This window comes from Brucella anthropi (assembly GCF_046630315.1).
Taxonomy (GTDB): domain Bacteria; phylum Pseudomonadota; class Alphaproteobacteria; order Rhizobiales; family Rhizobiaceae; genus Brucella; species Brucella anthropi_A.
This window is the reverse complement of sequence record NZ_LQBD01000013.1, coordinates 150,355-163,180: the sequence shown is the minus strand read 5'-3', so window position 1 is coordinate 163,180 and position 12,826 is coordinate 150,355. Positions and strand designations below refer to the sequence as shown.

Genomic DNA, 12,826 nt, shown 5'->3' with positions numbered 1-12,826 from the left:
TTAAAGGGGAAAAGTTGTCATCGGCATCACTTGACTGCGAATTCCTCCCGGATCCGCCGCAAGTCATTCATTGCGGCTTACTGGCAGACGTCGATCCACTCTGCACTGACCAGTTCAGCCATTTTGTGCGGCGCAATCCGCACGGCACTGTTTGTCGCCCCGGCGGCTGGCACGACTTCCTCGAAACTTTTCAGCGAGACGTCGCAATAAACGGGCAGGGCGCTTGGCAGTCCGAAGGGACAAACGCCGCCGACAGGGTGGCCGGTCTCCGCGAGAACGGTCTCGGCATCGAGCATGCGGGGCTTGGTTCCAAAACGGTCCTTGAACTTGCGATTGTCAATGCGCGCATCGCCGCGCGTGACGATGAGAATGGTCTGGTCTTTCGCCGTAAAGGAAAGCGTCTTGGCGATCTGTCCGGGTTCCACGCCATGCGCTTCGGCGGCGAGAACGACGGTGGCGGTGCTGGTCGGCAGCTCGATCACTTCGATTTCGGGCGCCTTGGCTGCAAAAAAGGCTTTGACGGAATCCAGACTCATAGCTTCCCTTCTTTTTATTTTGATTATTTAACTCAAGTTTAAGCCGGAAAGCCCCAAAGGGCAAGCCCGGTCGTTTCATTACGGTATTTTGAGATTGCGGTTCTATCAGACCGAAGCCGCGATCGGCAACAAGGCGTGCAAGCCTTGAGGGGAGGATCGAGAGGCTGGTCTTGTTTCGAAACGGGGGCGGCCGGGTCATCGGTCTGTCCGGCGATATTCGGAATGCTGGCAAATGAAACAGCGCACGTTGACGCGACCGGAAAAACTGCTAAGAAGTCCCTCGCCGAGCGATTGGAGACAAATTGGCAGCAATTTGCGATTCACTGCTTTTCGCTACGTGAGAAAGGCAAGGTAATTGCCCCGGAGGGGTGGCCGAGCGGTTTAAGGCACCGGTCTTGAAAACCGGCGTGCAGGAGACTGTACCGTGGGTTCGAATCCCACCCCCTCCGCCATTCTTGTTGATTTCATTGATATTTTTGGCCGGGCGCGGTTTGGCCGTCACATCAGGACATCGGCAGCAAGTCTGCATATGCGGTCCAAGATAACCTGCTGCCGTGAAAAGTTATTTCTTCTTCATGCACGCATATTTTCCGCTATGCGGACACCACCTGCACAGTTTGCCTTTGCAAGCATTCAGGCATTCTTGCATGGTCCGATATACGCAAGCGCTTTTCACGGACGTTTCCGGCTTCGCCGAATTTGCCACATGGATGATCGTTTCAGCAGGGCTGACCGGTGGTAGCGTGGATGCGCGCTCTGCCCCTGTGGTTGAACCCGCATAAGCGGTTGCGGCATTCATGAGCGCCAATCCAAGAATGAACAATATCGGGTAGGTCTTCATGGTGTCCTCCAGATTGTTTTGAGGCACCCCCCGCATTTTGTATTATGCGCCTGCAGCGGCGTGAACACACACCCCAGCATTGAGAAGCAATTTTTAGCGGTGATTTGCGCGTATCAGAAGCCGCCTCTTTTGCGGTGTCCCAGTCGTCGCCTGGCCGCGTCGCTTACCCGATAGAGGAGTGAGGCGGGTGCCGGCAAGGTGCGGCGCATGAAGGCCACCTTGCGCAGATAGGTGTCGATTTTCCACGTTGCCCAGGTGCCGCCACGGAAATATACCACGTCGCCAGCCCGCAAGGTGCGTGTGCCGCCGTCCGCGTCAGTCACGTGTACTTCGCCATCCAGAATATAGACCGTTTCATCCCAGCCGAAATACCAGCGGAAGGTGCCCGCCGTGCAGTCCCAGATCGCCGTATGGGCGGCCCCATCCCGGCTTGCCGATTGCGCGCAGGAACGCGCCACAGGATTGCCTTCCAGCACCCATTCGGGATTGATCGGCGCGGGTTTGAGTTCCATCTCCATGGCATTGCCGGACACCACGGCCGGCCCCCTGGAAGCCACGAACGCTCTCGGCATCGTTCGTGCAACGGCCAGAACAGCGCTCGCAAACATGAATTTCCAGGCCATGATTTCCCCCGTATTACTGCATTTTTTGGATAGCAACTATTCGTCAGAAATACGTTAAGGCGTGGACGGAATTTTTATGCAACTATCGCGATATTCCCGGACGGCAGAGTGTCCACATCAACGGCGCGGCAAAGAGCGCGATGGCGCCGACACCCCCGAAGAATGCGCCATAACCGAAATATTGCGCCAGATAACCGGAGGCGACGCCTCCCGCCATGCTGACGAGGGCGTCCATGCACTGGAACAGAGTGAAGTCCACGCCCGCCTGTTTTGGGTCCGACCAATGCATGAACTGGGCATAAAGCGCGACGAAGCCGAGCGCAACGACACCCGATGAACTGGCCACGGCGACGGCAATGAGGGCCATGCCCGCCTGTTTGTCCGTTGCATGGAGGGCAAGGAACAGGAAGCAGAAAGCCTGAAGCAGCAGGGCTGCGACCAGAATGCCGCGAACGCCGAAAGCACGAACCAGCCCGCCGCCCGCCAATGCCGCAGCAAGGCCCACGAACATGCTGCCTGCTCCGTTCAGAATGCCGACGGTGGCAAGGTCCAGACCTGCATCGATGAAAAAGGGGCCGAGCATGGCCAGACCGGCTTTTTGCGCAATCACATAGATTGCCGCGGCGGCAAGGCCGCGCCGGATTTCCGCTCGCCGCCATGCGGCAAGCAGGGAAGGGGTGTGCGGACGATTTTCTGTCGTGTCCTGCCCGCGCGCGAAGAAAGCGAAGGGCAAGCCCAGCAGAACGAGAACCGCAGCCATTGTCCAGACCGCGACTTGCCAGCCGAACTTGCCGACGAGCACCAGAAAGACACCGGCACCGATGGCGGAGCCCAGATAGGCGCCGCCGACCTGCGCCGCATTGCCCCAGCCATAATTTTCAGGCGAAAGGCTTTGGACGGCATAGCCGTCGCAGGCAATGTCGACGGTCGCGGTGGCAAAGGCCACGACTGCAAGAATGGCGAGCAGCAGATAGACCTGGCCGGGATCGATGAAGCCGATGGCAAGGAGGCAGAGAACGGATAGCGAGCCGCCGCCCAGAATGATGGTGGCGGTGCGGGTTCTGCCAGCCGGGGGCAGGCGAAAACGTTCCACGGCGGGCGCCCAGAGAAATTTGAGCGCCCAGGGCAGGATGATAAGCGAAACGAGGCCGATCTGGTCGAGCGATACGCCATTGTCCCGCATGATGGCCGGCAGGCCCGTCCATGTCATGCCGCCGATCACGCTTTGGGCGATATAGAGCCCGCCGATCGTCGCGAACACGGCGACCGGCGCTTGCGCTTTTTCCATGCGTTCCATTGCGTGCATCAGAAGCGATAACGCAGGCTGCCGAAGATCTGACGGCCCTCCTGTCGATAGCAATAGCCCGAGGTGCAGACAGGATCGCGATTGTCGAAAATGTTCTTCGCATTGACCTGCAACTGAACACCTTCAAGCTTCGGGTTCTGATAGCCGAAATCGTAGGAAACGGCGGCATCGACCATGACGCGCGAAGCGTTCTTGAAGCTGTTGCGGTCGTCGCCATAGCTGGAACTGACATAGCGAACGCCGGAACCAAGGCCAAGGCCCGCCAGAACCCCGTTCTCGATCTTGTAGTTGCCCCACAGCGACAGCACATCGTTGGGGGTGCCGGAAAGTTCGTTGCCGACAGTGCCTTCGGCGCCCTTGTCGATCTTGACCCGCAAATGCGTGTAGGAGGCAATGATGCCGATGCCATTATCGAGCGTGGCATTGGCTTCAAGCTCGAACCCGCGCGAGTTCAGGTCAAGCTGGCGCTGCTTGTTGATGCCGGTGGACGCATCGAGCACGATGCCGTCTTTCTGGTCGATATCGAACAGCGAAGCGCTGATGACGGCATTGTAGCCGGGGATCTCATATTTGACGCCGATCTCTTTCTGCCGGCCAATGGTCGGGTTTGCGACATGCTTGTCGTCGCTCCGGACATCGTCATAGACGAAGCCGATATTGGGCGAGAACGAGGTCGAATAATTGACGTAAGGAATAAAGCCCCATTCGGTCTTGTAGGCGACGCCGATGCGGCCCGAGAAGGCGCTGTCATTCTGCCTGGTATCGGTATGGTCCGCGTCGGTGGTCGTCGATTTTACCCAGTCATAGCGGCCACTGCCGAACAGGGTGAGATTATCCCACTCGATCTGGTCGTGCGCATAGATGCCGAGCTGGTTCATCTTCTGGGCGCCGTTGAACGGGATATCCATGGCACGGATATCTTCGACGGAGACATAGGAAAGCCCGCTATAGGCCTTGTAGTCCGACCACGCATAATCGATCCCGGCGATTGCCTTGTGGGTCAGTGGGCCGGTTTCGAAATCGAACTGCGCCATCGTGTCGACGACGAAATTCTTCATGCGTTCCTTGTAATGGCCCCAATAGCGGGCGAGTTCGGCGCTGCCCTGCTGCACATAATGGCCGCTATATTCAAGGTCGGCATCCACATCGCTATAGCGGACATTCTGGCGAATGGTCAGCAGATCGTTGAAGCGATGCTCGAACTCATAGCCGATGCGGCCCTGCTTCTGCACGAAGTCATTATAGTTCGGATCGCCCTCATAAAGGGCGGAAACCTCGCCATAGGAGGGGTTGTAGAAGGCTGCAGTGCCGCCGGTGACGGAGCGGGAGAATTCGCTGAGGACCGTGAAGCGCGTGTCTTCGTCCGGCTTTATCGTGAAGGCGGGCGCGATGTAATATTTGTCGTCCGGATAGCCCGGCAGTTGCGTATCGCTTATGCGGCCGAGGCCGGTAATGCGATAGAGGAATGTCTTGTCCTCATTGGCCGGGCCGGACACGTCGAAAGCGGCCTGATAGCGATTGTGATCGCCGAACAGCAACTCGACTTCACGGAACGCTTCGTCCTTCGGGCGCTTGGTCACGACATTGACAATGCCGCCGGGGCCGCTCACGCCATAAAGCGAGGAGGCGGGTCCCTTCAGCACGGTGATGCCTTCAATGCCGTAGGGCTCGGTTTTCAGCCAGGCGGATGGGCCGTTGATGATGCGCAGGCCATCCCTGAACATGCCGGTATAATAGGCCGGGAAGCCGCGCAGATAGAAAGCGTCATATCGGGTATCGAAGCCGAAATTGTTCGGATTGGCGCTTGCCGTATAGCCCAATGCGTCATTGAGCGTAATCGGCTTCTGGTCCTCCATCTGGCGCTGGGTGATGACCGCAATGGACTGGGGAATCCTGACGATATCCGTGTCGATCTTGGTGCCGTCGCGATCCTTCCTGGCGACATAACCGTCCTGCACGAGCGTATCGTTGCTCTGGGACTGGATCGTCACCGTGTCGAGAACGATCGGCTGCGCGTTGTCCTGTGCGGACGAAATCACAGTCGAGGCAAGAAGGGCGGTTGAGGTCAGAGCGAGATTGAGCCGACCGTGACGGAAAATGAAATGCATGAGAGTCCCTTGGATCATAAGCCCTTGCGTCGCGGAAGCACCCGTTCCGGCGACATAAAGAGGAGTGTGGGACTCAACTATAAAATGGAGAATTAAAGTCAACAATTAATGGCGGGCAATCTGTGCAGGCGGGCGAAATCGGCGCGGCGGCTGCGATCCATCTGCAACACTTTGCTAATATGTCTGCAACCTGCATGGCGCGCGCCGTGCAGGCTGCGAACGGAAGTTGCATGGCGTGGCTCGCGATTTTGCGGCACGGATTTGCGGCCGGATGTTGCTTTTGCGGATCGCCGCCGGAACTTGTTCCGGCGGCGATGCATCATGCGGCGACAATGCTGTCAGCGGGGGCGGGCAGTTCGAAAAGGCGGGCGCCATTATCGGTTCCCTTTTCCTCGTAACCGATGATCCTGAACCATTTCACGATATCGGCCCGGTCGAGCCAGCTTCGCGAATGGACAGGCAGATCGCCCGCCAAAGCCTGGATTTGCCGGATATGCTGCTTGCAGAAGCGCACGGAATTGCGGTTGAAAAACGCCTCCTTCGCCGCAAAAAGCGTGTCGGTGGCGCCGTCTCCCTGATTCCAGGCGATGATCGCGACCACCTTGTCATTTTGTAGCAAGGCGTGCGCCCGGCCTTCCCGCAGGTTCATCATCAGATTGTCATAAGCGGCTTTGCTATCCTTGCCGGCGGCGATATATTCGATCGCCATGCGCCTCGAAAGGTCGTGAAAAACGCTTTCAAGATCACCGACAGTCGCTGTGCGTGCCTTCATTTTTCCAACCTCCATTTGCCTTGGTTTGCGCCGCGTGAAAACCGCGACGCCGTGATAATGGCCGTTTTAGAGCATTTCCGAGCCAAAAGTTTGAAACGTCTACGCGGGGAAATCAGTCCACTGGACTGATTTCTGTTCCCGCTTCGATGCGTGAGGATGATGCGATAAAACAAATAATTACAGCGGTTCCGGCGGCTCCGCTTTAACCGGAACCACTTTAGGCCGCAGCTTTCAACGTCAAAAGCCCCATGCGGGTTCCGTTCAGGCGAGACGAAAGGGCTTGGGTCCTGCCTTGCCGGTCTACTTTAGATCGGTCTAACGCACACAATTCCCTCATGGTCACGGGAATGTGAACTGGCGGTCGCCGGGGCTTCTGTTTCAGTGTTTTTGCCGGATTACCGGGTATTTTTAGTGATTTCTAATGTATTGGGCCTGTCGTGAATGCTGGTCGGCTACATAAAACGAGGGTACAAGATATTTGAACTGAACGGGAGCTATGTGTATCCAACCTTATGTTTCCCGTCTGCGCATCGTGGATTTTCCCCGGAAACACCCCAACAGTCTTACCCACCTAATCGGCAGGAAACGACAATGACCGACCTTCCCGGATATCCGAGCAGGCGCAGTTTTCTGAAAGCTTCCGCGGCAAGCGTGATGCTTTCAGGGCTCGCCGTCCCGGCCAAAGCAGAACCGCAAACGCCGCCGGTTCCGCTTGAAGACTATGAACGCCAATATTTCAACGACGTGGAATGGGCATTCATCCTCGCCGCGACAGCGCGGCTCATTCCATCCGACGGCGACGGTCCCGGCGCCATCGAAGCGCGTGTTCCCGTTTTCATCGATCTCCAGCTGGCCGGTGATTTCGGCCGCGCGGATGACTGGTACATGGTCGGCCCTCACGATCCGTCCGCCGATCCCACCCGCGGCTGGCAGACGCCGCTCAACCCGGCGCAGATCTACCGGCAGGGCATTCCGGCCTTCAACGCCTGGTGTGAACAGAAGCACGGCGCGGCCTTCGCCGCCCTGACGGCGGAACAGCAGGATGCCGCGCTGACCGCATTGCAGAAAGGGGAGGTCGGCTTGCAGCCTGAACTGCGCGATTTCTTCACGCTTCTGTTGCAGAACACCAAGGAAGGCTATTTCGCCGATCCGATGTATGGCGGCAATCACGGCATGCAGGCGTGGAGCTATATCGGCTTCCCCGGTGCGCGCGGCAGCTACAGGGAATGGGTCGAGCGCTACAATGTCCGCTATCCGCTGGGCCCGATTTCGATCAAGGGCGAGAGGGCTTGAGCATGGCACGTCAGGAAAAGAAAAAAGACGTGGTCGTCGTCGGCCTCGGCTGGACCGGCTCCATTCTGGCCATGGAACTGGCGCAGGAAGGGCTTGAAATCGTCGCCCTCGAGCGCGGGCCGGACCAGAACACGGTTCCCGATTTCAAATATCCCAACATGATCGACGAGCTGAAATACGGCGTGCGGCTGAAGCTGATGCAGCGCGCCAGCCAGCAGACGGTCACGGTCCGCCGCAACGAGAACGAGATCGCCCTGCCTTATCGCAGCTTCGGCTCGTTCCTGCCGGGCAATGGCGTCGGCGGGGCAGGCACGCACTGGAACGGCCTCAACTGGCGTCCGCAGCCGGAAGAACTGCGCCTGCGCTCCTATGTGAAGGAACGCTGGGGCGAGCAGATCATTCCCGAAGACATGCTTCTGGGCGATTATCCGATCCATTACGACGAGCTGGAACCCTTCTTCGACCGTTTCGAGCGCATTGCGGGCATTTCCGGCAAGGCGGGCAATCTCAAGGGAAAGATCGTCGAGGGCGGCAATCCGTTCGAGGGATGGCGTTCGAACGACTATCCCATGCCGCCGATGCACACGACCTGGGATGGCCGCAAATTTGCCGATGCCGCGCAGGCCATGGGCTATCACCCGTTCCCGTCGCCGGGCGGAATTGCTTCCACAGCCTATGTCAATGAATATGGCATGCAGATGGGGCCGTGCAATCATTGCGGTTTCTGCGAGCGTTTCGGCTGCTATCAATATTCCAAGTCGTCGCCGCAAACCGCGATCCTCGATGCGCTGAAGCGCATGCCGAACTTCTCCTATCGCACGGAATCGGAAGTTCTGCGGGTCGAAATGGCGCCGGATGGCAAGACGGCGACAGGCGTGACCTATTTCGACGAGGCAACGCAGGAAGAAGTCTTCCAGCCCGCCGATATCGTCATTCTCGCCTCCTTCTCGCTCAACAATGTGCATCTGGCGCTTCTGTCGGGCATCGGCCAGCCTTACGATCCGGCAACGGGCGAGGGCGTTACGGGCCGCAACTACGCCTATCAGATGAATGGCGGCGTGACGCTCTTCTTCAAGGATGAAGAGTTCAATCCGTTCATCGGCACCGGCGCCAACGGCATGTGCATCGACGATTTCGGCGTCAACCAGATCGATTTCGGACGCGAAGGTTTCATCGGCGGTTCGTACTGGCGCGTGGGCCAGACCAATGGCCAGCCGATCCGCAGCATGGCGCTGCCGTCTGGAACACCGGCCTGGGGCGGCGCATGGAAGAAGGCGATCGCCGAATGGTACGGCCATTCCATGTCCATCGGCAGCCATGGTTCGCACATGTCCTACCGGACCAACCATCTCGATCTCGATCCGACCTACAAGGACCGTCATGGCCGTCCGCTGATGCGCATGACCTTCAACTGGAATCCGAACGATATCCGGATGACCCAGCACATGAAGACCAAGATGGAAGCGCTGGCCAAGACGATGAACCCGGACCTGATGCAGTCGTCCTTCAAGAAGGAAGGCGCGCAATACGATGTGCGCCCATATCAGACGACGCATAATACGGGCGGCCATATCATGTCGGACAATCCGCGTGAGGGTGTGGTCAACCGCTATTCGCAGGCATGGGACAAGCACAATGTCTTCATGACCGGCGCGGGCAACTTCGTGCAGAACACGCAGTACAACCCGACGGGGCTGCTGGGCGGGCTTGCCTATTCGACCGCGCATGCGATCCGCACGCAATATCTGTCCAATCCGCGTCCGCTGATCTGAGGAGAATGGTGATGAAAACTTTTCTTCGCATAATCGGCGCTCTGGTCGTCATCGCAATTGTCGCGCTGCTGGCCTTCATCTTCGTGCCGGTGCAACTGACCAAACCGACCAGGGAACTGGCGGCGGACTGGAAGCCTGCCGAAGGGCAGGGCCAATATGTCATGTATGCCTCCGACTGCATGGCCTGCCATACGGCGGAAGGCGGCAAGCCCTTTGCCGGTGGCCGCCCGATTGCAAGCCCGATGGGCACGATCTTCACGACCAACATCACGCCGGACAAAGAAACCGGCATCGGAAACTGGACGCTCGACCAGTTCCGCGCCGCCCTTTATGACGGCATTCGTGCCGATGGCGCGCATCTCTATCCGGCAATGCCGTATGAGAACTATCGCAAGCTGACGGAAGAAGATGTCCGTGCGCTCTATGATTATTTCATGCATCAGGTAGAGCCGGTGAACAATGTGGTGCAGGAAACCGAACTCGGCTTTCCGTTCAACATGCGTTTCGGCATTCGTGCGTGGAACTGGCTCGCTCTCGGTCAGGAAGCGGGCTTCAAGGCCGCGGGCAAATCGGAAGCTGAGGATCGCGGCCAGTATCTGGTCGAGGGCCCGGCGCACTGCGCCGCCTGCCACAGCCCGCGCAATCCGCTGATGGCGCAAAGCGGCACGCAGGCCGGCGACAAGGATTTCCTCACCGGCGGCGTCGTCAATGGCTGGAATGCACCGGCCCTGCGCGGCGAAAATTCCGCTCCGCAGAAATGGTCCATCGAGGAACTGGCGACCTATCTTGCCACAGGCCGCAATGCCTACTCCACGGCCAATGGCGAAATGGGGCTTGCCGTCGAACATTCGTTGCAGCATCTCACCGATGCCGACAATCTGGCGATTGCCGCCTTCCTGAAGGGGATCGACGGTGCTGCCGTCGAGGTGCCGCAGGGCTTTGCTTCAAAGGCATCGATGGCGCTGCCCGCGGCTCCGGTGGATGCCGCCGGTGAAGCAACGGCAAAAATGCTGACGGAAGCCTTGCCGGATATGCCGCTTGGCGCGCGCCTCTACATCGACAATTGTGCTGCCTGCCATTTTGTGACGGGCAAGGGCGCGCCGGGGATTTTCCCCGAGCTTGCCGGGAATGGTCTTGTGACCGGCTCGGAAACGAAGCCGCTGATCTCGATCATCCTGCACGGCGCCGAGGTTCCGTCCACGGCCAAGCGTCCGATGCGTCTCGTCATGCAGGGCTATGCCGACCGCCTGTCGGACGACGAAGTTGCCGAACTGGCCACATTCGTCCGCTCGGCATGGGGCAACACGGCCGGGCCGGTGAAGGCGGCGGATGTCGCAGCCGTTCGCGACAGCGCGGCCCACTGACAGAAAAACCACGGCGGAACGCAAGTTCCGCCGTTTTGCCGTTCAGGCCGCCTCGATGTCGCGCATGGGCGGATTTCCATAGAAGCGGCTATATTCGCGGCTGAACTGCGAGGGGCTTTGATAGCCCACGCGATGGCCGGCCGTACCGGCATCCAGCCGCTCGACCAGCATCAGCCTGCGCGCTTCATTCAGGCGCAACTGCTTTTGATACTGCACCGGCGTCATGGCCGTGATCGCCTTGAAATGATGATGAAAGGACGACGCGCTCATATTGACGTGCTCGGCAAGCTGCTCGATACGCAACGGCGCTGCAAAATTCTGCCGAAGCCACGCGATGGCGCGCGCTATCCGGTTGGCCTGGCTGTCGGCGGTTGCGATATTGACCAGACGCTCGCCGCCCGGACCTGTCAGAAGGCGATAGAGAATTTCCTGTTCGATGAGCGGCGCCATCACCGGAATGTCGTCGGGGCTGTCGAGAAGGCGCAGCAAGCGCAGGGCCGCGTCGAGCAGTCCCGCAGGCGCGGCATTGACGGCGATGCCCCATTGATCGCCATTCGTCATCGGGTGCCTGCGAACATCCACGCGGCCGATCAGGCCGGTCAGCTTTTCGCTGTCGATGGCAAGCCCAAGGCACAGATGCGGCGCTTCCGGGCTTGCCTCGACCACGCGCCATGTGACGGGCAGGTCGAGCGACGTCACCAGATATTCACCCTTGCTGTAGTTGATCGTCTCGGATCCGAGCCGCAGGGATTTCGCCCCTTGCAGCACCATGGCGAGACAGGGCCGATAGCTGCTGTGGCAGGGAACGCTCGGCGTCGTTCGCCGGCTGATGGACAGGCCTTCGATCGGTGTGCGGTATTCGCCGTCTTTCACGGTGAACCGCTCCGCCAGGGCGGCCAGTTCCTCATAGGTGTCTGTCAGTGACGTCATGGTGATCCGCTTCGCGCAAGATGGAATGGAACAATTCTTTATCAGGCCGATTGGCATTCACAATCGCCAGTCAGGCAGTTTTGCAGGATCGTGCAAGAAGCTTGCAGGATCGGTCTACCGCATACGCGCCTGTTTCCGGCATATTCCGCGTGCTTTTCCAGGTTCAATAAATGGAGTCTATCATGGCTATAGCAAGAGGTTACGCTGCCACGGATGCAGACGAACCGCTGGTTCCGTTCACTTTCGAGCGACGCGAACCCAATGCGGATGACGTGGTCATCTCGATCCGGTATTGCGGCGTCTGCCATTCCGACATCCATACCGTCCGCAATGAATGGAAGAATGCCGTTTATCCCATCGTTCCGGGGCATGAAATCGCAGGCGTCGTCACCGCCGTCGGCGATGCGGTCACAAAGTTCAAGGTCGGCGACAAGGTCGGCGTCGGCTGCTTCGTGGATTCCTGTGTCGGCTGCGCCAGCCGCGATGTCGACAATGAGCAATATCTTCCGGGCCTCATCCAGACCTACAACACGTTCGATGCGGAAGGAAAGGAACGGACGCAGGGCGGCTATTCAGACCATATCGTGGTCAGGGAAGGCTATGTCCTTTCCATGCCGGACAATCTTCCGCTCGATGCGGCGGCACCGCTGCTTTGCGCAGGCATCACGCTCTACTCGCCGCTGCGCCACTGGAATGCAGGGCCGGGAAAACGGGTCGCCATCGTCGGCATGGGCGGGCTCGGGCATATGGGCGTCAAGCTCGCCAATGCCATGGGCGCTCATGTGACGGTTCTAAGCCAGTCGCTTTCCAAGAAGGAAGACGGCCTGAAACTGGGTGCGCATGAATATTACGCCACCAGTGACGAAAGCACCTTCGAGAAGCTGGCCGGATCGTTCGATCTCATCATCTGCACCGTTGGCGTCGCCATCGACTGGAATGCCTATCTTGCCCTGCTCAAGGTCAATGGCACGATGGTTGTCGTCGGCGTTCCGGAACATATGGTGCCGGTCCATGCCTTCTCGCTCATTCCCGGCCGCAAGTCGCTGGCGGGATCGATGATCGGCTCGATCAAGGAAACCCAGGAAATGCTGGATTTCTGCGGCCAGCACAATATCGTTTCCGAAATCGAGACGATCAACATCCAGGATATCAACGAAGCCTATGAGCGCGTTCTGAAAAGCGACGTGCGTTATCGTTTCGTCATCGATATGGCTTCGCTCTGACGATTGTTTTCACGCATGTCTCCCTGAACCGGCTTCCACTTTTGGAAGATATGCTCTG

At 58.7% G+C, this 12,826-nt stretch carries 11 protein-coding genes and 1 tRNA gene; 5 read left to right on the top strand and 7 right to left on the bottom strand.

Annotation, left to right across the window (positions count from 1 at the left end):
- Positions 1-77: 77 nt before the first annotated feature.
- Complete coding sequence (locus AVM02_RS09235) at positions 78-536, bottom strand: YbaK/EbsC family protein (protein WP_411506672.1); 459 nt, start codon at positions 534-536, stop codon at positions 78-80.
- Positions 537-898: 362 nt separating this feature from the next.
- On the opposite strand from AVM02_RS09235, the gene AVM02_RS09230 reads away from it, so the two are divergent.
- Positions 899-988, top strand: a tRNA-Ser gene (locus AVM02_RS09230).
- A gap of 110 nt (positions 989-1,098) precedes the next feature.
- On the opposite strand, the gene AVM02_RS09225 is transcribed toward AVM02_RS09230, so the two are convergent.
- The 5 genes from AVM02_RS09225 to AVM02_RS09205 all read right to left on the bottom strand — a co-directional run bounded on the left by AVM02_RS09225 (position 1,099) and on the right by AVM02_RS09205 (position 6,186).
- Positions 1,099-1,377 carry a hypothetical protein gene (locus AVM02_RS09225; RefSeq protein ID WP_411506671.1) on the bottom strand — a complete coding sequence of 93 codons (279 nt, stop codon included), beginning with the start codon at positions 1,375-1,377 and terminating at the stop codon, positions 1,099-1,101.
- Positions 1,378-1,490: 113 nt separating this feature from the next.
- On the bottom strand, positions 1,491-2,000 hold the full coding sequence (locus AVM02_RS09220; RefSeq protein WP_411506670.1) for a cupin domain-containing protein: 510 nt from the start codon (positions 1,998-2,000) through the stop codon (positions 1,491-1,493).
- Between the two features lie 82 nt (positions 2,001-2,082).
- Complete coding sequence (locus AVM02_RS09215) at positions 2,083-3,288, bottom strand: MFS transporter (protein ID WP_411506669.1); 1,206 nt, start codon at positions 3,286-3,288, stop codon at positions 2,083-2,085.
- A gap of 17 nt (positions 3,289-3,305) precedes the next feature.
- The gene (locus AVM02_RS09210; RefSeq protein WP_411506668.1) at positions 3,306-5,414 is read right to left on the bottom strand and encodes a TonB-dependent siderophore receptor; all 2,109 of its coding nucleotides are present in this window, start codon (positions 5,412-5,414) and stop codon (positions 3,306-3,308) included.
- 319 nt (positions 5,415-5,733) lie between these two features.
- Positions 5,734-6,186: a hypothetical protein gene (locus AVM02_RS09205; protein WP_411506667.1), complete on the bottom strand. Its 453-nt coding sequence runs from the start codon at positions 6,184-6,186 to the stop codon at positions 5,734-5,736.
- 591 nt (positions 6,187-6,777) lie between these two features.
- Here AVM02_RS09205 and AVM02_RS09200 point away from each other — a divergent pair.
- From AVM02_RS09200 to AVM02_RS09190, 3 genes are read left to right on the top strand one after another with little or no spacing between them, the layout of a single operon-like run.
- Positions 6,778-7,479, top strand: coding sequence for a gluconate 2-dehydrogenase subunit 3 family protein (locus AVM02_RS09200; RefSeq protein ID WP_411506666.1), 702 nt, complete (start codon positions 6,778-6,780; stop codon positions 7,477-7,479).
- 2 nt (positions 7,480-7,481) lie between these two features.
- The gene (locus AVM02_RS09195; RefSeq protein WP_411506775.1) at positions 7,482-9,251 is read left to right on the top strand and encodes a GMC family oxidoreductase; all 1,770 of its coding nucleotides are present in this window, start codon (positions 7,482-7,484) and stop codon (positions 9,249-9,251) included.
- 11 nt (positions 9,252-9,262) lie between these two features.
- Complete coding sequence (locus AVM02_RS09190) at positions 9,263-10,615, top strand: cytochrome c (protein WP_411506665.1); 1,353 nt, start codon at positions 9,263-9,265, stop codon at positions 10,613-10,615.
- A 42-nt stretch (positions 10,616-10,657) separates the two neighbouring features.
- On the opposite strand, the gene AVM02_RS09185 is transcribed toward AVM02_RS09190, so the two are convergent.
- On the bottom strand, positions 10,658-11,545 hold the full coding sequence (locus tag AVM02_RS09185; protein ID WP_411506664.1) for an AraC family transcriptional regulator N-terminal domain-containing protein: 888 nt from the start codon (positions 11,543-11,545) through the stop codon (positions 10,658-10,660).
- 182 nt (positions 11,546-11,727) lie between these two features.
- Between AVM02_RS09185 and AVM02_RS09180 the strand changes: the two genes are divergently transcribed.
- On the top strand, positions 11,728-12,768 hold the full coding sequence (locus tag AVM02_RS09180; protein ID WP_411506663.1) for an NAD(P)-dependent alcohol dehydrogenase: 1,041 nt from the start codon (positions 11,728-11,730) through the stop codon (positions 12,766-12,768).
- Positions 12,769-12,826 lie beyond the last annotated feature (58 nt).

Coding starts and splice junctions, on each gene's coding strand:
- AVM02_RS09215 (WP_411506669.1), bottom strand. CDS start 3,288: ATGGAAAAAGCGCAAGCGCCGGTCGCCGTGTTCGCGACGATCGGCGGG.
- AVM02_RS09220 (WP_411506670.1), bottom strand. CDS start 2,000: ATGGCCTGGAAATTCATGTTTGCGAGCGCTGTTCTGGCCGTTGCACGA.
- AVM02_RS09235 (WP_411506672.1), bottom strand. CDS start 536: ATGAGTCTGGATTCCGTCAAAGCCTTTTTTGCAGCCAAGGCGCCCGAA.
- AVM02_RS09190 (WP_411506665.1), top strand. CDS start 9,263: ATGAAAACTTTTCTTCGCATAATCGGCGCTCTGGTCGTCATCGCAATT.
- AVM02_RS09185 (WP_411506664.1), bottom strand. CDS start 11,545: ATGACGTCACTGACAGACACCTATGAGGAACTGGCCGCCCTGGCGGAG.
- AVM02_RS09225 (WP_411506671.1), bottom strand. CDS start 1,377: ATGAAGACCTACCCGATATTGTTCATTCTTGGATTGGCGCTCATGAAT.
- AVM02_RS09180 (WP_411506663.1), top strand. CDS start 11,728: ATGGCTATAGCAAGAGGTTACGCTGCCACGGATGCAGACGAACCGCTG.
- AVM02_RS09200 (WP_411506666.1), top strand. CDS start 6,778: ATGACCGACCTTCCCGGATATCCGAGCAGGCGCAGTTTTCTGAAAGCT.
- AVM02_RS09210 (WP_411506668.1), bottom strand. CDS start 5,414: ATGCATTTCATTTTCCGTCACGGTCGGCTCAATCTCGCTCTGACCTCA.
- AVM02_RS09195 (WP_411506775.1), top strand. CDS start 7,482: ATGGCACGTCAGGAAAAGAAAAAAGACGTGGTCGTCGTCGGCCTCGGC.
- AVM02_RS09205 (WP_411506667.1), bottom strand. CDS start 6,186: ATGAAGGCACGCACAGCGACTGTCGGTGATCTTGAAAGCGTTTTTCAC.